This window comes from Anoxybacillus tengchongensis, assembly GCF_014201585.1.
GTDB lineage: Bacteria > Bacillota > Bacilli > Bacillales > Anoxybacillaceae > Anoxybacillus > Anoxybacillus tengchongensis.
Genome location: NZ_JACHES010000007.1, coordinates 119,635 through 138,502 on the forward strand (window position 1 = coordinate 119,635; position 18,868 = coordinate 138,502).

Here is an 18,868-nt window from a genome sequence, read left to right on the forward strand (position 1 = left end):
GCAGAAGTCAAATGAGATAATCACTTATTTTATGAAAAATGCTCGCTTTTTGTTTTACACATCGCGTGGACAAGTTATAATTAGATTTGGAAATAAAAAGGAGGTATACGATGCTTACAGGTGAATTGCGCAATAAAGTCGATAAAATATGGGAAACGTTTTGGACAGGAGGGATTACAAACCCGCTAACCGTCATCGAACAGTTTACGTATTTGTTGTTTATGAAAGGTCTTGATGAAGCAGAAACGTCTCGCGAACAAGAGGCGGCTATATTAGGTATTGATTTTGAGCCAATGTTTCCAGAAGATAAGCAGCACCTTCGTTGGAGCAAATTTAAAAACTTAGAAGCGTCGCAAATGTACGACATCGTATCGAACGAAGTGTTCCCGTTTATTAAAAGTTTGCATGGCAATAAAAATTCAGCGTACGCGAAATATATGAGCGATGCGATTTTTATGATTCCAACCCCACAAATGCTTGCGAAAATTGTCGATGGCATTGATAACATCCCGATGAAAGACCGCGATACAAAAGGGGATTTATACGAATATTTATTATCGAAAATCGCAACGGCGGGAACGAATGGTCAATTCCGTACGCCGCGTCATATTATCGAGATGATCGTTGAATTAATGAAACCGACTCCAGAAGACATTATCGTCGATCCAGCGGCAGGTTCAGCAGGATTTTTAGTGGCGGCGGGCGAATATTTGCGCAAAAAGCATGCGGATTTATTTTTGGTGCAAGGATTAAAAGAACATTTTCATAACGATATGTTCTATGGCTTTGATATGGATCGCACGATGTTGCGAATCGGTGCGATGAATATGATGCTTCACGGCATTGAAAATCCGAATATTGAATATCGTGATTCCCTTTCCGAGCAAAATAAAGACAACGAGAAATATACGCTCGTCCTCGCCAATCCGCCATTCAAAGGTTCGTTAGATTACGAAGCAGTTTCAAGTGACTTACTGAAAATTACAAGAACGAAAAAAACAGAACTATTGTTTTTAGCGCTATTTTTGCGCATTTTGAAAAAGGGTGGACGTTGTGCCTGCATCGTTCCAGATGGGGTATTGTTTGGTAGTTCAACTGCCCATAAAGCGATTCGGAAAGAAATTGTCGAAAACCATAAGCTTGAAGCGATTATTTCGATGCCAAGCGGCGTGTTCAAACCGTACGCTGGTGTTTCGACAGCAATTATGATTTTCACAAAAACAGGCGTCGGCGGAACAGATCACGTCTGGTTTTACGACATGAAAGCCGATGGCTACTCATTGGACGACAAGCGCAATCCAATTGAAGACAACGACATTCCCGACATCATTGAACGATTCCATAACCGTGAAGCAGAAAAACAACGGAAGCGCACAGAGCAGTCGTTTTTTGTACCTGTGGAAGAAATTCGAGAAAATGACTATGACTTGTCGATTAACAAGTATAAAGAGATAGAGTATGAAGAAGTGCAGTATGAAGCGCCGGGCGTCATCTTAGAACGAGTGGAAACGTTGGAGAAAGAGATTATGCAAGGATTACAAGAGTTGAAAGAAATGATTAGAGGGTAGGTTGTTTTATGAAATATGTGAAATTAAAGGAAGTATTTAAGGTTATAAAAGGAAAAAAAGTAGAACAGGTAGATGAAGCAGATGAGAATACGGTAAGACTAATACAAATAGACGATTTAAGAAATGATGATAATATCAAATATTGTGAACGGAAAGAAGAATATATATATGCAGCGAGAAGTGATGTGATCATAGCGTGGGATGGTGCGAACGCTGGTACTGTTGGCTACGGATTAGAAGGAGCCATAGGAAGTACTTTAGCCATTTTGCGTACGAATTCAAATGATATATTTACTCCGTACTTAGGAAGATTTTTGCAATCGAAATCAAAATATTTAAGAGACACTTGTACGGGCGCTACAATCCCACATATATCTAAAAAGATATTGGAAGAAATTAAAATTCCAATACCTTCGTATGACAAACAGGTAGAAATATCGAAAATACTCGACAAATCCCAAGAACTCATCGACAAACGAAAAGCCCAAATTGAAGCGTTAGACCAGTTAGCGCAAAGTTTGTTTTTGGAGATGTTTGGGGATCCAGCTACGAATCCTAAAAAGTGGTCGATGGGATTTATAAAGGATTTAGCTCTAAAAACACAATATGGTACAAGTAAGAAAGCGAATGAGAGTGCAGGAAAATACCCTATATTAAGAATGAACAATATTACTTATGAGGGGCATTGGGATTTCACAGACCTTAAATACGTTGATTTAGATGACAAGGAAATCGGAAAATACTTAGTTCATAAGGGAGAGCTTTTATTTAATAGAACAAATAGCAAAGAACTAGTAGGAAAAACAGCTGTGTATCGCTTCGAAAAACCAATGGCCTTTGCAGGATATTTAGTGAAGTTAATTCCAAATGAAAAAGCCAATGCCGAGTTTATATCTGCGTACTTAAACTCGAAGTACGGAAAAAGTATTTTATTTTCAATGGCTAAAAATATCGTAGGGATGGCAAATATCAATGCTGAGGAACTAAAATCAATAAAAATATATATACCTCCTAAACAACTCCAAGATCGATTTGCTGAGACTGTACAAAAAATAGAATCTCAAAGAGAACTTTTTAAAAAAGGATTAGTTGAGTTAGAAAAAAACTTCAACTCCCTCATGCAACGGGCATTTAAGGGAGAACTATTCAACGATTAATAAATGTGAAGGGAATTCATGTTGGTTTGGTCAAGGGAGGGGATTGAGTGTTATCCAACTTTCATTTTTTAGTAGGCAAACCTCATTACGAAAGTTTTGCGAATGCGTGTGTCGAGGCGGAGAAAAGTTTAGTGGTGAGTCCAGCGACGTGCGCGATTTTGACGCGCCGGGCGCTGGAGCTTGCGGTGAAGTGGGTGTACAGCTTTGATAGCGCGTTAAAAGCGCCGTATCAAGACAATTTATCGAGCTTAATTCATGATCATGGGTTTATGGAAATTATGGACGAAGAGTTGTTGCCGCTATTGCGCTATATTGTGAAGTTAGGAAATGTTGCGGTTCATACAAATGCGATGATTACAAGAGAAGAAGCGATTCTTTCGTTGCATCATCTTCATCAATTTGTTTCTTGGATTGACTATTGTTATTCCGATGAGTATACAGCGGCAGACTTTGATGAATCATTGTTGCCAATCGGAGAAGAAAAGCGCGAGCGACCAGAAGAATTAAAAGATTTATATGAACGGTTAAGTTCGAAAGACAAACGTCTTGAAGAAATGATGAAAGAAAACGAAAAACTTCGCGCGCTTCTCACCGCCAAAAGGGAAGCGAATACGGAAGAGTACGATTTTCATGTCGATGAATTAAGCGAACATGAAACGAGAAAAACATATATTGATCTCGAATTGAAACTAGCGGGCTGGGAATTTCAAAAAGACGTTGTTGTCGAATATCCTGTCGTTGGCATGCCGAATCAAGAAGGGGTCGGCTATGTCGATTACGTCTTGTTTGGCAATAATGGCAAGCCGCTTGCGGTTATCGAAGCAAAGCGAACAACCGCTGACCCGAATAAAGGAAAACAACAGGCGAAGTTATACGCTGACTGCATCGAAAACATGCACGGTCAACGCCCGATTATTTTTTACACAAATGGTTTTGAAACGTATATTTGGGACGACCTTCATTATCCAGCGCGGAAAGTTTCCGGCTTTTACAATAAGGAAGAATTAAGCTTGCTTATTGATCGTCGGACGATGAAAAAGTCTTTTAACGATGTGCAAATGAATGAAAACATCATCAATCGTTACTATCAAAAAGAAGCAGTGCTAGCGGTATGTGATGCGCTGGAGAAAAAACAACGCAAAGCGTTGCTTGTTATGGCGACGGGGAGTGGCAAAACGCGAACAGCGATCGCGATTGTTGATGTGCTTACGCGTCACAATTGGGTAAAAAATGTTTTATTTTTAGCTGATCGGAAAACGCTTGTCACACAGGCGAAAAATAACTTTAGCCACCTGCTTCCAAATTTAACGCTATGTAATTTGCTTGACAACAAAGATAACCCAGAAGAAAGCCGTATGGTATTTTCGACATATCCAACGATGATGAACGCGATTGACGAAGCGAAGCGAAAAGACGGCAAACGTTTATTTACCGTCGGACATTTTGATTTAATTATCGTCGATGAATCGCATCGCAGCATTTATAAAAAATATCGGGCGATTTTTGACTACTTTGACGCCATATTGCTTGGGCTGACCGCCACACCAAAAGATGAGATTGACCGCAATACGTATGAAGTGTTTGATTTAGAAAACGGTGTGCCGACCTATGCCTATGAGCTAGATCAAGCCGTTCAAGACGGCTATTTAGTCGATTATCGGACGATTGAAACAACGCTCAAGTTTCTCGAAGAAGGCATTCGTTACGATGACTTATCTGATGAAGAAAAAGAACGATATGAAGAAACGTTTGACGACGAAGTGGGCGAGGATATTGACAGTGCCGCATTAAACGAATGGCTGTTTAACGATGATACGATTGATACAGTATTAAGAAACCTAATGGAGAAAGGAATTCGCGTCGAAGGTGGGGACAAACTCGGCAAAACGATTATTTTTGCGAAAAATCACCACCACGCAGAACGGATTGTCGCGCGCTTCGATCGATTGTATCCTGAATATAAAGGCGGCTTTGCGCGCGTCATTGATTATAGCGTCAATTACTACCAAACGTTAATTGATGATTTTTCAGATCGAAACAAATTGCCGCAAATTGCCGTGTCCGTTGATATGCTTGACACAGGAGTTGATATTCCAGAAGTCGTCAATCTTGTTTTTTTCAAAAAAGTTCGTTCGAAAGCGAAGTTTTGGCAAATGATCGGACGCGGCACGCGTTTATGTAAAGATTTATTAGGCATCGGTCAAGATAAAACGCATTTTCTTATTTTTGATTATTGTGGGAACTTTGAGTTTTTCCGCGAAAACCCGAAAGGGATCGACGGGGAGATAGGAGAGAGTTTAACGGAGCGTTTGTTTAACGCCAAAGTGGAAATGATTAAAGAGCTCCAACATTTACGTTACCAAGAGGAAGAATATATTTCTTATCGCAACGAATTAATTGATGATGTACTTGTACAAATCAAGAAGTTAAACGAAGAAAGCTTTCGTGTAAGGCAATCCATTCAATATGTGCATAAGTTTAAAAATCGCGCGAATTGGGATTCGTTGACGGCGATAGATGTCAATGAGCTTCAACAATACATTGCACCGCTTATTGTTCCGCTTAGTGATGATGAATTTGCAAAGCGGTTTGATTTACTTATGTATACGATTGAACTAGCAAAACTGCAAACGAAAAACGCCACAAAACCGATTCGGAGTGTGATTCGCACCGCAGAGGCGTTATCTAAGCTCGGTTCAATTCCTCAAGTCGCGGAACAAAAATATATTATTGAAAAAGTGCAGACGGAAGAGTTTTGGAAAGAAGCGGATCTTTTTGAACTAGAAGCTGTTCGTGAAGCGTTGCGTGAATTAGTGAAATTTCTGGAACGAGAAACGAGAAAAATTTACTACACGAATTTCAAAGATCAAGTGTTGGAAGTGAAAGAAAATGGCTCGATGTTAGAAGTAAATGACTTAAGAAATTATCGCAAAAAAGTCGAGCATTACCTTCACGAACATCGCGACCAGTTAGCGATTTACAAACTGCGCCATAATAAAAAGTTAACGGTACAAGATTTACGCACGTTAGAACATATTCTTTGGAACGAACTCGGGACGAAAGCCGATTATGAAAAAGAATTTGGGGATACACCCATTATGAAACTTGTGCGCAAAACGGTCGGGCTTGCCCCACAAGCAGCTAACGAGGCATTTTCCGAATTTTTATCAAGCGAACGGCTAAACATTCACCAAAGCCGCTTTGTCAAATTGATCGTTGATTACTTTGTGAAAAATGGCGTGATGGACAAAAAAGTATTGCAAGAAGAACCGTTTAAAACGGTCGGAAGCATTGTCGATCTGTTTAAAGATAACTTAGATGATGCACGTAAACTTATCAGCATTATTGATGAAATTAACCGAAATTCAGAAGATATTGTCGGAGCATAGGACGATTTAACTTTTCCGCTTTTTTCGTATAAAAAAGCCAAAATAAATCCCCAGAGAGCACGCTGTTTGTTCTCTGGGGGTATTAGTGGCGTAAATATTTTTCTAACGTTTCTATATCATTTGCATCGGTTAGTATGCTTAAAGCCCAATTGTAAGGAGGCTCGTGAAAGCCCATTGGATCACTCATTAACGACCGAACGACATCTGATTTTTGGATAAGCTCTTTTGCTTCAGTTTCACATTTTCCAAATTCGACAATAAGTTCACGAATAATATGCTGAACCATAATTTCGATTTCTTTTGGAATGGTCATAGACATGAGCCCCTTTGCACTTTTATGCATAGTCATCGCACCATACACGAAAAGCGACATCATCGATATGCTATTATTTCTCCATTTTCTTCGCCAAATCAGCAACCTCGCTAATTGTAAGCCCTGTTCGTTTTGCAATTTCGTGAATCGGTAGTACGTCTAATAAATTTTTTGCTATTTCAAGTGTTTTTTCGTGCACTTCTTTTTCTTTTTCTTGCTCAAATTCTTCGACAAGTAAGCGCATGACTTTGTTCATTTTCATCCACTCCTTTATTTTTTGTGCATATTGTTCGTCAATAAACTTATCGGTAGCGGTTAAAATGCCAGCAATGACGTGCAATTGTGTTTGTTCGTTGTGAATATTTTTTGCCAATTCAATCGTTTTTTCAATCATCATTTGTCGGTCAAAACGGCTATGCATAAGCGGAACGAGAATGAGCTTCATCGTTTCCTCTGCTGTTAGCGGTTCATTGTTGCAAATTTTTTCTTCGATCGTTGCAAAAATTGCATCACCGTTGTACTCAGAAAGCAGCACGGCTTTGGAAGAAAGAAATACATCACCAGCGTAAAATTGTTCATATTTTCGTGTGACATCACTTGTATAAATGACCACGATACGAATGTGTCTCAGTTGTTTTTCTTGTTTATAGTATGTGTACAAAATCCGGTAAGCATAATCGAGGTATTTCAGATGATTGTCGATAAACCGTTCATTGCTTTCGTATTCGAGTAGGAGAATAGAATCGTCTTCGAGAAGAAATAATGTGTCAGAACGCTTTTCATCAGCTCGCACTGCTGGGAATTCGTTCGGCAGAAGTGCTTTAATTTTCGGAAGGTCATGGAGACCGTACACATCAAGCGCTTGATTACGATACAATTCGCTTAGCGACTTAAACAAAATATCTTTAGCGTGATACGATATTCCGTGCGCCATTTTGTTGCCCCCCGCTTTTTACTATTATTATACCTGTTGCCTCCTTTCATTGTCATCATTTGTTAGAATTTTGTCATAACAATCCGTCACCGCAGCGTTGTTAAGGAAAATGGGGTATACTGAAAAACAAAATAGAACTACAATTTTTGTGTATGGAGTGAGAAGCAGTGAAAAAAGAACAAGTGTTGGACAGGAACATTTCATGCGGGGAGGAAATATGTTGAACGCCAACTGGAACTTTGATAATAGCTATGCTCGTTTACCTGAGCGGTTTTTTACGAGGATGCGTCCAACGTCTGTTCGTGATCCGAAGCTTGTTGTGCTCAATCGTTCGCTTGCGGAGGAGCTTGGATTAAATAGAGAGGCGTTGGCGAGTGAAGAAGGGGTGGCGGTGTTTGCTGGAAATCGTGTGCCTGAAGGGGCGGAGCCTTTGGCGCAGGCGTATGCGGGGCATCAGTTCGGATATTTTAATATGCTTGGCGATGGGCGCGCCATTTTGCTTGGGGAGCATGTGACGCCAAGTGGGGAGCGAGTCGATATTCAGCTGAAAGGTTCGGGGCGGACGCCGTATTCGCGCGGTGGGGATGGTCGGGCAGCGCTTGGACCGATGCTTCGTGAGTATATCATTAGCGAGGCGATGCATGCGCTTCGTATTCCGACGACGCGCAGTTTAGCCGTTGTGACGACAGGGGAAGTTGTTATTCGAGAAACGGAACTTCCAGGGGCGATTTTGACGCGCGTGGCAGCGAGCCATTTGCGTGTCGGGACGTTTCAATATGCGGCTCGTTTTTTATCGAAAGAGGAATTGCAACAATTAGCCGATTATGCGATAAAGCGACATTACCCGGATGTTGAACACGCCTCCAACCGCTATGTTTTTTTACTTGAAGAAGTGATGAAAAAGCAGGCGGCGCTTGTGGCGAAATGGCAATTAGTCGGGTTCATTCATGGGGTGATGAATACGGATAATATGACGATTAGCGGCGAGACGATTGATTACGGACCGTGCGCATTTATGGACGTGTACGACCCGAAGACGGTGTTTAGTTCCATTGATACGCAAGGGCGGTATGCGTATGGCAATCAGCCGTATATTGCTGGATGGAACATCGCACGCTTTGCAGAAAGCCTTTTGCCGCTTTTACATGACGAAGAACAAAAAGCAATTGAACTAGCGCAAGAAGTAATCGCTCAATTTCCGACGTTGTATGAAACGTATTGGCTGCAAGGGATGCGCGCGAAGCTTGGACTTTGCACGGAAGAAGAGGAAGATAAAAAGCTTATCGGTGAATTGCTTCATCTCATGTACACCTATCAGGCAGACTATACGAATACGTTTCGCGCGTTAACGCTAGATGAATGGAATTTCAACGAAAAAGAGTTTCGTGACTGGTATGTACGTTGGCAACAAAGAATTGCCCGCCAAGACATCACAAAAGATGAAGTACATGAACGAATGCGGCAACACAACCCTGCGATCATTCCGCGCAACTATCGTGTTGAAGAAGCGCTTGCGGCAGCGGTCGAGTATGGGGACGATACGGTCATGGAGCGACTGCTTCACGTGTTGAAATATCCGTATGCCTACACGAAAGAGCAAGAAGAATACGCCAAGCCCCCTGCACCGTCTGCCCGACCGTATCGGACGTTTTGTGGGACTTAGAAAAACTTCTCCTATTTTGGGGAAGTTTTTTTGTATGGAAAGGGGCGATTGGTACGTTGTAATATTAAGAAAGGAGAGGGGGAGAAATATTGTTTCCATTTTTGTACGACAATGTATACATAAACGTAAAGCTCCCGAAAGGAACCATTGTTTTTCGGGAGGGGGATATGTGCGAACATGTAGCCTTCATCGTTTCTGGCGTCATCCGAGTAGCGAAGATTGGGGAAAACGGAAAAGAAGTCAATTTATATCGCGTATGTCGCGGCGAGTCGTGCGTGTTGACCATTTCAAGCGTATTGTCGCATTCACCTTTTCCAGCGACGGCAATTGTGGAAGAAGATGCGGAAGCGATGATCGTTCCAAAAGATACGTTTGCGACGATGATGGCAACAAACACACAGCTACAAACATTTGTTTATGATATGATGATGAATCGGTTTATGGCGATGATGCAAATGATCGAGCATATCGTATTTGAAAAAATGGATAAGCGTCTCATTGAATTTTTGCTTGACAGATGCAAGAAAAATAAAACAAATATGATCGAGATGACGCATGAGCATATTGCGATCGAGCTTGGAACAGCGCGTGAAGTTGTCAGCCGCATTTTAAAACAGCTCGAGCGAGAAGGATACGTTCAACTCGCGCGTGGAAAAGTAAAGATTGTGGACAAAGAGAGACTATGTGACAAATTTGCGACAATGTGATTTTATCACGGAGCGATTCGCTTTTTTCCTCTATGATAAAGATAGAAAGATGAGAGGAGGAAAAGAAAATGAAAGCTAATGTTGGTTCAGTTGATCGCATGATTCGTTTTGTATTAGGAATTGCGTTATTAGGATTATTTTTCCTCGAAGGAAATATCAAATATGTTGGCATTTTAGGAGTTGTTCTGATTGCTACGGCATTTATAAGATTTTGTCCGCTCTATGTACCGTTTCGAATCAACACAACGAAAAAATAGCCTAGGCAAATGCTTGGGCTATTTTCCGTTGAACTGAAAAAAGCCGCCCATAGACGCCCGCTTATTAATAGAACATAAAATATTTTTGTTAAAGGTAAATTTCGTTTGTTATATATTGACGATATAAAATGTTGCCCTTTTAGTCACAACTACCTACTTCTTTTTTCATAGTTGTTGTGATAAAATGAAAATGTAAAAAATTGAATAATCGGCAAACTACTCGAAAGGGTAGGGCGCAAAGCTATAGGGGCTACGTCTATGTGTATAGATATGCCAGCCAGTTGCCCTTCTTGTGAAGTATAAGAAGGTTCCATTCTCTGGATACGTTAAACTATAGCTGCCTCTACTTACTTTGTTTGGGCAGCTTTTTTATTTTATTACGACAGGGGGAAAGCATCATGAGTTTAACGGTGAGAAAAAAATTAATTGTGGCGTTTCTTTCAGTATTATTGTTATTTTTTGTCGTAAGTATGCTTACATATAATAGGCTAGAGCAAATCGATGAACAGTATTCCAATGCGATGAAAGAAGGATTTGTGCGCATGAATGTTGTTACAAATATGCAAAATGCGGTGTTGCGTGAACAAATTGCTGTACGGGGATATTTAATTAACGGAAAGCCTGAAAGTTTAACCGCATTTGAACAAGCAGCGAGCGAGTTTGCGGATAATCAAGAGAAAATGGCATCATTACAGTTAGAGGCGAAAGCAAAGCAAGCCATTGATCGTTTAGTAAAAGCAGAGCAAGACTATCGTGATATTGCGAAACAGGCGATGGAGTTCAAAAAGCAAGGTCAAATGGATGAAATTTCACGTCTCATGAAAGAGCGAGGCAATGCCATTACGTTAGAAGTAACTGAAGCGGGGGAGCAAGCGCGAGCGGCACAAGGCGAACATTTGCAGAAAATGAGCGAAACGTTATCACAACAAGCAAAAGATATGAAATATATGACGCTTATAACGATGGGCATTGCCTTTTTTGTAAGTATTGCCATTGCGTTATATATTAGCGAAAAGATTGCAAGACCAGTGAAACAAATTTCCGATCATGCTGAAAAAATTGCGCACGGTGATTTGTCAGTTGATGACATTCATGTGACGAACCGAGATGAAATTGGTGAATTGGCGAAGTCGTTTAATCGAATGGCTCACAACTTGAAACAGCTTATTCAACAAGTAAGTGCAGCAACCGAGCATGTGTCTGCTTCGGCACAAGAGCTCATGGCAAGCGCGGAGCAGGCAAGTGCAGCGACAGAAGAAGTAACGACAGCTATTCAAGAAGTAGCCCAAGGGGCAGAAATGCAAGGAAAACATGCAGAAGAAAGCGTGGAAGCTATTGGTGAGATGGCAACAGGAATTGAGCGAATGGCTCAAACGGCTACCGTTGTAGCGAATTCTGTGACGGAGACAACGAAACAAGCGACTGTCGGACAGCAATATTTACAAAAAGTCGTTATGCAAATGAATACAATTAACCAGTCGACAAACGAAACGAATACAGTAATTAAAGAGCTAAATGAAAAATCAGCACAAATCGGAAAAATTGTCGATGTCATCGTCGGTATTGCTGAACAAACAAACTTATTGGCGCTTAACGCAGCCATTGAAGCGGCACGAGCAGGCGAACACGGAAAAGGGTTTGCCGTTGTAGCAGACGAAGTGCGTAAATTGGCAGAACAGTCGCGTGAGTCTGCAAATCAAATTGCACAATTAATTGAAATGATTCAACAAAATACAGGCCATGTTGTAAGTATTGTTGGAAAAGGAACGGAAGAAGTGAAACAAGGAACAAAATTAGTAGAAGAGACAGGAACATTTTTTGCGCAAATTTTGCGCTCGATTGAACAAGTAAATGCCCAAATTCAAGAACTATCAGCGGTTTCTGAACAAATGTCGGCCGGTGTTCATCAAGTGCATGCTTCGATGGATGAAGTATCGTCGATTGCGAAACACTTCGTTGAACGGACGGCTGAAATTTCCGCATCTTCTGAAGAACAGCTAGCATCAAGTGAAGAAGTAACATCAGCAGCTACATCGTTAGCTGAAATGGCAGAAAAACTACGCAATGCGGTTTCTACGTTTAAAGTTTAAGGTGTCCCTAGAATTTTCGGGACACCTTCTCTTTATTTTATGATTTTCTTCTTTTACTTTGGCGAATGCCAGCTGCTTCAGCACGTGCTTGTGCCTCTAAATCTTCATGATCGGCAAATTCGGCAGAAAACTCGACATCGTGACCGTCTGATTTCATCGTTTTTGGTACTTGTGGCATTTTTGATTTGTTTTTATCGCGCGCTTTTTGACCACGTGAACGTCCCATATGTGTCGCCTCCTTTCTTTCGCTACTAGCATGTGACGAATAGCGAAAAAAATGAATGGACAATGTTGTTAATGGCGAGCATGTTTGTCAGTAAATCCACCTGCTTGATCTGCTCGTTTAAAGTCGCGAGCATATGTCACTTCTTGTGCGCTAGAGAGCGTACTTTTCGTTTTCTCACGTTTCTTTTTGTCAGTCATATGTATCCCTCGCTTTTGTAAAATGTCACGTTAACATTATGAACAGAAAAATAAAAAATTATCCAAATAAAAAACCTGTTCGCACAGAACAGGTTACGCTTCTTTTAATTGTTGTTCGTCATCGACTTTTTGTTGGCGCATCGCATATAACGTATAGTTGTCCTTAGAAATTTCATACAAGTTATATATGTCTTCACCTTGATTAATGGCTTCCCATAATGGTTTTCTCGTTTCATTAGCAAGGGTGACGTAAGGAAGTTTTTCGGCAGCTTTTGTGGAGCGGACGTTGACTTTGCGAATGCGCATGAAGATTGTGTTGATGGAACGTTCATAAAACAGTTCGTTAAAGAAGGCGTCTTTAGCAAGTTGGTTGTATCCTTTTCCGTGATACGGCTTTCCGAGCCATGTGCCTAAAAAGCCAGCGCCATCCTCAATATCAAATAAGTTAATCGTTCCAATTGGATTGCCCCACTCATCTAAAATAGTGCGCGAAATGAGTTCACCGCGTTCTTCCGCTTCAATCGTTTGTTTTGTAATAAATAAAAACTCTTCGTATGAATATGCTTTATGGCGCACGAAAGGGAAGACGTCCGGGTGCACCATAAGTTCATACAACGCTTGACAATCTTGCAGTTCGCGTTTTTTTAACATCGGATTTCCCTCCATTCACGAGGGCAGTCGACCATAGGGAACGAGCCACCCTCGAAATTTTTTAATTTATGCAAATCAAAAAATTTCGGGGTGGGAATCGAACCCACTAGAACCAGCGTATTGCTGGTGGCGCACCATTTGCCTTCCCTTACTGTCGCATCAGTATATAATTTTGAACGTATATATTTCGTGTATAACCTTTTATATCATACTTGAAACGATGTAAAAAATAAATAGTTTTTTTATTAATTTTTTTTGTATATTATTTCCCCATTTATCATGGTGAGGATAGGGGTAGAAAGATAATGAAAAGGATGATAATTCCAAACGACAATATCAGCATCTTTTCCAATTTCTAAGCTGCCGACACGGTCATCTACTCCTAAGTTACGTGCTGGTAAAATCGTAATGCCTTCGAGCGCTTTTTGTTCATCAAGACCTTCACGTACAGCAATGGCAGCGCAAATGTGCAAATATTGAATTGGCGTGTACGGATGGTCTGTTGTAATGGAGACATGAACGCCGGCATCGGATAAAATTTTATACGTTTTCCAACTTTTGTTTTTTAACTCCACTTTGGAGCGGCGTGTGAGTGTCGGCCCAACGGAGACATGCAAATTTCTACCTTGAAGTTCTTCCGCAATGAGATGCCCTTCTGTACAATGTTCAATGCGCAAGTCAAGCCCAAACTCATCTGCTAGACGAATGGCCGATAAAATGTCATCAGCACGGTGGGCATGAACACGAATCGGAATTTCACGATTTAATGCTTGAATGATTGGAATGGTGCGAAAATCGCGTGGACAATCGCTATATTTAGCGTTGTAAAACGTTTCACGGAGCATTCCCATAATGCCCATGCGCGTGAGTGACTCTTTATTCCCTTGGCTATGCATGCGTTTCGGATTTTCACCGAGTGCAATTTTTAAGCCAGCTGGTTGTTTGATGATCATGTTTGCCACATTTTTTCCGTGTGTTTTAATGACTGCTGTCGTTCCGCCGATGACGTTCGCACTTCCAGGCATAATATGAACCGTTGTGATGCCGTGTTCGATCGCATCACGAAAACCAGGATCAAGCGGATATACGCTATCAATAGCACGTACATGCGGAGTCATCGTTTCAATTGTTTCGTTTGCATCGTTACCCGCCCATCCTGTTCCTTCGTCGTATAAACCAAGGTGTGTATGCACGTCGATAAACCCCGGAAAGACGTATTTTCCTGCTACGTCAATGATTTCTGTTTGTTCGTTAACTGAAAGGTTGTAACCGATTTCTGCAATTTTTCCATTTTCAATACGTACATCTGCTCCTTTCATCGGAGGAGATGTAATTGGATATACTGTACCGTATTTGAGCAATATGTTTTTCATGCTAGACTCCTTTATTTCCTTTTTCGAATAGTGTATTCGTCACGATTGTAGTATGTTCACAAGCGCCCGATCAACAGTTGGAAATGAAAAATGATATCCTGTTTGAAGTAATTTTTCTGGGATGACACGCTGTCCTTCCAACACAAGCATGCTCATTTCCCCTAACAATAGTTTGAGAGCGAAGGATGGAACAGGGAGCCAATGTGGGCGATGTAGAACGTTAGCGACTGTTTTTCCGAACTGTTCCATCGTCACAGGGGATGGAGCGGTGACGTTGACCGGACCAGAGATCCTTTCATGACGAATGGCAAAATCGATTGCGCCAATGACGTCGTCTATATGTACCCACGACATCCATTGCTTCCCGCTTCCAATCGTTCCACCGATAAACCATTTGTAAGGAAGAATGATGCGTGGAAGAGCTCCTCCACCCTTCCCTAAAATAATGCCAAAGCGCATAAATATAGTGCGCACGCCAAGTGATGCAATACGTTGCCCAGCTTCTTCCCATCGTTTTACTGTTTGTGCTAAAAAGTCTGTTCCCATTATTTCATGACGTTCTGTAAATGTTTCGTTGAGCGATGTACCGTAAATACCGATTGCGCTTGCTTGAATGACAACGTTCGGTTTTTTCTTCATTTTGGCGATCAGATCATAAATCGCGTGTGTTGCTTGTAATCGACTTTCCATAATTACTCGCTTCCTTGTTTCATTCCAGCGTCCGCTATTAATCGATTCACCAGCTAAATTGACAACCACATCAATGGAAGATAGTTGTTCATAAGGGTTAGTGTCCTCCGTTAGCCATTGTACATAATGAATATACGGATCGTTCTCCCGTTTTTGTGCATTTCGCGTTAATATATACGTATGATGCCCGTTTTGTGAAAAATATGTCGTTAACGCCTTGCCGACAAACCCAGTACCCCCAGCAATCAAAATATTCATTATTTTCCCTCCTTTCCTTTATTATGCGTTGCTCAAAGAAAAAAAGAAAGAAAAGGTGTGTTTTCATGATGTGGATTGAAAAAATTGAAGTAGACCGAAAAAATGCTGAACGTTTTTACGTTCATTTTGTCAAAGAAGATGGCGGTAAACAAATGGTTTCTGTTGATCAAGATATACTAATTGAATACCGAATGAAAAAGGGAATGACAGTAACCCGAGAGCAATGGGCAGAGATGATGAAAAAAGATGACGAAAAACAAGCGTATAAGTTGGCCCTTCGTTTTTTAGCTTATCGCATGCGCTCGAAACGAGAAGTGGTTGATTATTTAGCAAAAAAAGACATAGCTGCCCAAACGATTGAACAAGTGATTGTAAAACTACAACATGAGCAATACATAGACGATGAACAATTTGCACATGCATACGTGCAGACACAAGTGAACACAACGTTGAAAGGTCCTTATGTGATTTATAAAGAGCTAATGGATAAAGGGATAAGTGACGATGTGATCGCAAAAGCGATGGAACGTTATACGGAAGATATGCAACGACATAAAGCGATCAAATGGATTGAAAAAATAAATAAGCAATCGAAAAAACGGTCGCATCAAGAACAAAAATTATATGTTGCGCAATTGTTGCATATGAAAGGTTTTCCTTCGCATATTGTTGAAGTGGCAAAACAACATGTGGCGGCAAATGACGAAGCGGAATGGGAAGCGCTCATGTATCACGGGGAAAAGGCACATCGTCGCTACAAAACATATGACCGTTATACGTATGAACAAAAAATGAAACAAGCATTGTACCGAAAAGGTTTTTCGCTTTCGTTAATTGAAAAATTTTTAGAAAAGAAAAAGGAGGACTAATTCCTCCTATTCCACAATAATTTCTGCTTGTCGTTTATATTCGTTTATAATTGTTTCTGCTACTTGTTTTGGTGAGCGAAGGCGGGAACGGTCTTGAATATGGTTAGAATCGTCCCAAAACGGTGTATTCATACCGCCCATATATACAGCCGTCACAGCGACGTTTGTTTCCGCCAGCTCTTTTACGAGACTTTCGCTAAAACCGCGTACAGCAAATTTACTTGCGACATATACACTTTCGTTTACTTTACCGCGCAAACCGGCTGTTGAAATAATGTTCATGATATTGGCTTCAGGTAACGTTTTAAAATATGGAAGAAATGCTTTTGTCATATATATCGTGCCTTTGACGTTAGTATCAATCATTTCGTGAATATGTTGCTCCGTCATTTGTTCTAGTGGGCCGAAATGGCCAATGCCTGCATTGTTAATAAGCATCGTAATGTTGTATGTATGACAAAGTGCTTCAGCTGTTTGGTGCACTTGTTCATAATTTGTAATATCAAGCGGGAAAGCGACTGCCTTTCCTTTACATGATTCAATTTGTTGTTGAACACATTGCAATGGTTCTTTTCTTCTCCCGACTAAAATGATTTCGTATCCCTTTTGTGCATATAAAAGCGCAAGTTCTTTTCCGAGCCCTGTCCCAGCTCCTGTAATAACGATACTTTCCATGATTTTCATCCTTCCGTATGTGATATATTTACAAAAACAAGGAAAACGTATACATAAACAGTTGTCAAGAAGTAGTCAAATGTCATTGTGAATATATGCACAAATATGTAGTATAATGTCTTATGTCATTATATTACAACAAAGAAAGGGGAACAATATGAGCTTTTTACAAGTGATTACAGCTTCTACACCGGTATTAGCTGTCTTTATTTTTCTCGTTTTACTGCGTCTCCCAGCGGCCAAAGCGATGCCGATTAGTTTTTTAATTACCGTTGTTTTATCGTTGTTTGTTTGGAAAATGCCCGGCATTCAAGTAGCAGCTGCCACAATTGAAGGCGTCATTGTAGCAATCTCAATTTTATGGATTATTTTTGGTGCAATTTTATTGTTAAACACGTTGACAAAAAGTGGAGCAATGGATACGATTCGAAGTGGATTTTTAGGCATTACGCGTGACCGCCGTGTGCAAGTTATCATTATTGCATGGTTGTTTGGTGCTTTTATTGAAGGTGCTGCAGGCTTTGGAACGCCTGCAGCGATCGGTGCTCCGCTTCTTGTCGCTTTAGGTTTTCCGCCACTTGCAGCGGTTGTTGTTGCCCTCGTTGCAGATAGTAGCCCTGTTTCGTTCGGAGCTGTCGGCACACCGATTATTGTCGGGGTCGATCAAGGGCTTCGGGAAGGAAACTCTGTTGCCGAACGAGTGCAACATGTTATCGGCACAGCGGATTTATCATCATTTCTTCAAACATTAGCTAAACAAGCAGTGTCGTTTGATATTATTATCGGTACGTTTATCCCGCTTATTTTAGTGCTTATTTTAACGCGCTTTTTTGGTGAAAATCGTTCGTGGAAAGAAGGATTAGAAATTTGGAAATTTGCCTTATTTGCAGGGCTTAGTTTTACCGTTCCTGCGTTTCTCGTTGCTTCTTTTCTCGGACCAGAGTTTCCATCGATGATCGGTGGATTAATCGGTTTAGCGATCGTCGTCCCAGCGGCGAAAAAAGGTTTTTTGTTACCGAAAGAGCCGTGGGATTTTAAGAAAACAGATGTACATGAACAAGTAACGAACGTGCAAAAAAGTGACATGCCGCTTTTACTTGCATGGATGCCGTATATTTTAGTTGCGCTTATTTTAGTGTTAACTCGCCTTCAAAACTTACCGTTAAAAACATGGCTTCGTTCGGTAAAACTACAGTTTAACAACATTTTAGGAACGAACATTAGCACATCGATTGAGCCGTTATATTTACCGGGAACGATTTTTCTTGTCGTCATCTTCATTACAGTGTTTATGCATAAAATGAAGCGCGAAGATGTGGTGGAAACAGTAAAACAATCGGCATATACGCTCATCGGTAGCGCCATTGCGCTCGGAACGGCGGTGCCGATGGTTCGAATTTTCATTAACTCCGGTATAAATGACGCCGGGCTTGCAAGTATGCCGATTGAGCTAGCATCGATGGTCGCAGGGGCGGTTGGTGCGGCTTGGCCGTTAGTTGCTCCTTTAATTGGGGCGCTCGGTTCATTTATTTCAGGTAGTGCAACGTTTAGTAACATGATGTTTTCATTATTTCAATTTAGCATTGCTGATCAAATTCAAGTACCTCATCATATCGTTATCGCTGGACAAATGTTAGGGGCGAATGCAGGGAATATGGTTTGTGTATTAAACGTTGTTGCTGCCGCTTCCGTCGTCGGTTTAGCTGGAAAAGAAGGGACAATCATTCGTATGACGCTCATTCCGATGCTTTATTACGTATTGATGACGGGAATTTTTAGCCTTATTTTGATCTATGTATTTTAGCTTCGCTTTATGATACGATGAGGGTGAATTAGTCATAAAGTTGGAGT

Annotated in this window: 17 protein-coding genes and 1 riboswitch; of the genes, 9 read left to right on the top strand and 8 right to left on the bottom strand. The window is 40.9% G+C overall.

Annotation, left to right across the window (positions count from 1 at the left end; translation table 11 throughout):
- Positions 1 to 110: 110 nt before the first annotated feature.
- From HNQ82_RS09290 to HNQ82_RS09300, 3 genes are read left to right on the top strand one after another with little or no spacing between them, the layout of a single operon-like run.
- Entirely contained in the window at positions 111 to 1,568 is a 1,458-nt protein-coding gene (locus tag HNQ82_RS09290; RefSeq protein WP_183249069.1) for a type I restriction-modification system subunit M, read from the top strand.
- 8 nt (positions 1,569 to 1,576) lie between these two features.
- Positions 1,577 to 2,725, top strand: coding sequence for a restriction endonuclease subunit S (locus HNQ82_RS09295; protein WP_183249071.1), 1,149 nt, complete (start codon positions 1,577 to 1,579; stop codon positions 2,723 to 2,725).
- A 47-nt stretch (positions 2,726 to 2,772) separates the two neighbouring features.
- Positions 2,773 to 6,114 (top strand): DEAD/DEAH box helicase family protein, encoded by a 3,342-nt coding sequence (locus tag HNQ82_RS09300; protein WP_183249073.1) that lies wholly within the window; start codon positions 2,773 to 2,775, stop codon positions 6,112 to 6,114.
- A gap of 82 nt (positions 6,115 to 6,196) precedes the next feature.
- Here the strand turns inward: HNQ82_RS09300 and HNQ82_RS09305 are convergent, their stop codons facing one another.
- Entirely contained in the window at positions 6,197 to 6,427 is a 231-nt protein-coding gene (locus HNQ82_RS09305) for a hypothetical protein (RefSeq protein WP_183249075.1), read from the bottom strand.
- A 73-nt stretch (positions 6,428 to 6,500) separates the two neighbouring features.
- Complete coding sequence (locus tag HNQ82_RS09310; RefSeq protein ID WP_183249078.1) at positions 6,501 to 7,361, bottom strand: RpnC/YadD family protein; 861 nt, start codon at positions 7,359 to 7,361, stop codon at positions 6,501 to 6,503.
- Positions 7,362 to 7,578: 217 nt separating this feature from the next.
- On the opposite strand from HNQ82_RS09310, the gene HNQ82_RS09315 reads away from it, so the two are divergent.
- The 4 genes from HNQ82_RS09315 to HNQ82_RS09330 all read left to right on the top strand — a co-directional run bounded on the left by HNQ82_RS09315 (position 7,579) and on the right by HNQ82_RS09330 (position 12,078).
- Positions 7,579 to 9,024, top strand: a complete 1,446-nt coding sequence (locus HNQ82_RS09315; protein ID WP_183249080.1) for a protein adenylyltransferase SelO — start codon at positions 7,579 to 7,581, stop codon at positions 9,022 to 9,024.
- Between the two features lie 101 nt (positions 9,025 to 9,125).
- A complete protein-coding gene (locus HNQ82_RS09320; RefSeq protein WP_281380812.1) occupies positions 9,126 to 9,731 on the top strand; it encodes a Crp/Fnr family transcriptional regulator in 606 nt (201 codons plus the stop codon).
- Positions 9,732 to 9,799: 68 nt separating this feature from the next.
- Entirely contained in the window at positions 9,800 to 9,988 is a 189-nt protein-coding gene (locus HNQ82_RS09325) for a YgaP family membrane protein (RefSeq protein WP_183249083.1), read from the top strand.
- 200 nt (positions 9,989 to 10,188) lie between these two features.
- A riboswitch (cyclic di-GMP riboswitch) is annotated at positions 10,189 to 10,277 on the top strand.
- A 109-nt stretch (positions 10,278 to 10,386) separates the two neighbouring features.
- A complete protein-coding gene (locus tag HNQ82_RS09330; protein ID WP_183249085.1) occupies positions 10,387 to 12,078 on the top strand; it encodes a methyl-accepting chemotaxis protein in 1,692 nt (563 codons plus the stop codon).
- Positions 12,079 to 12,115: 37 nt separating this feature from the next.
- Here the strand turns inward: HNQ82_RS09330 and HNQ82_RS09335 are convergent, their stop codons facing one another.
- From HNQ82_RS09335 to HNQ82_RS09355, 5 genes are all read right to left on the bottom strand, one after another.
- Positions 12,116 to 12,304: a YfhD family protein gene (locus tag HNQ82_RS09335; protein ID WP_183242750.1), complete on the bottom strand. Its 189-nt coding sequence runs from the start codon at positions 12,302 to 12,304 to the stop codon at positions 12,116 to 12,118.
- A gap of 68 nt (positions 12,305 to 12,372) precedes the next feature.
- Positions 12,373 to 12,501, bottom strand: a complete 129-nt coding sequence (locus HNQ82_RS09340) for a YfhE family protein (protein WP_072242748.1) — start codon at positions 12,499 to 12,501, stop codon at positions 12,373 to 12,375.
- 93 nt (positions 12,502 to 12,594) lie between these two features.
- Positions 12,595 to 13,152 (bottom strand): GNAT family N-acetyltransferase, encoded by a 558-nt coding sequence (locus HNQ82_RS09345; protein WP_032101047.1) that lies wholly within the window; start codon positions 13,150 to 13,152, stop codon positions 12,595 to 12,597.
- A gap of 245 nt (positions 13,153 to 13,397) precedes the next feature.
- Entirely contained in the window at positions 13,398 to 14,525 is a 1,128-nt protein-coding gene (locus tag HNQ82_RS09350; RefSeq protein ID WP_183249087.1) for an amidohydrolase, read from the bottom strand.
- Between the two features lie 39 nt (positions 14,526 to 14,564).
- Entirely contained in the window at positions 14,565 to 15,473 is a 909-nt protein-coding gene (locus HNQ82_RS09355; RefSeq protein WP_183249089.1) for a TIGR01777 family oxidoreductase, read from the bottom strand.
- 68 nt (positions 15,474 to 15,541) lie between these two features.
- Here HNQ82_RS09355 and recX point away from each other — a divergent pair, with 68 nt between their 5' ends.
- On the top strand, positions 15,542 to 16,342 hold the full coding sequence (gene recX, locus HNQ82_RS09360; RefSeq protein WP_183249148.1) for a recombination regulator RecX: 801 nt from the start codon (positions 15,542 to 15,544) through the stop codon (positions 16,340 to 16,342).
- 6 nt (positions 16,343 to 16,348) lie between these two features.
- Here the strand turns inward: recX and HNQ82_RS09365 are convergent, their stop codons facing one another.
- The gene (locus tag HNQ82_RS09365; RefSeq protein WP_183249091.1) at positions 16,349 to 17,017 is read right to left on the bottom strand and encodes an SDR family NAD(P)-dependent oxidoreductase; all 669 of its coding nucleotides are present in this window, start codon (positions 17,015 to 17,017) and stop codon (positions 16,349 to 16,351) included.
- Between the two features lie 157 nt (positions 17,018 to 17,174).
- On the opposite strand from HNQ82_RS09365, the gene HNQ82_RS09370 reads away from it, so the two are divergent.
- Positions 17,175 to 18,821 carry an L-lactate permease gene (locus tag HNQ82_RS09370; RefSeq protein WP_183249093.1) on the top strand — a complete coding sequence of 549 codons (1,647 nt, stop codon included), beginning with the start codon at positions 17,175 to 17,177 and terminating at the stop codon, positions 18,819 to 18,821.
- Positions 18,822 to 18,868: the final 47 nt, after the last annotated feature.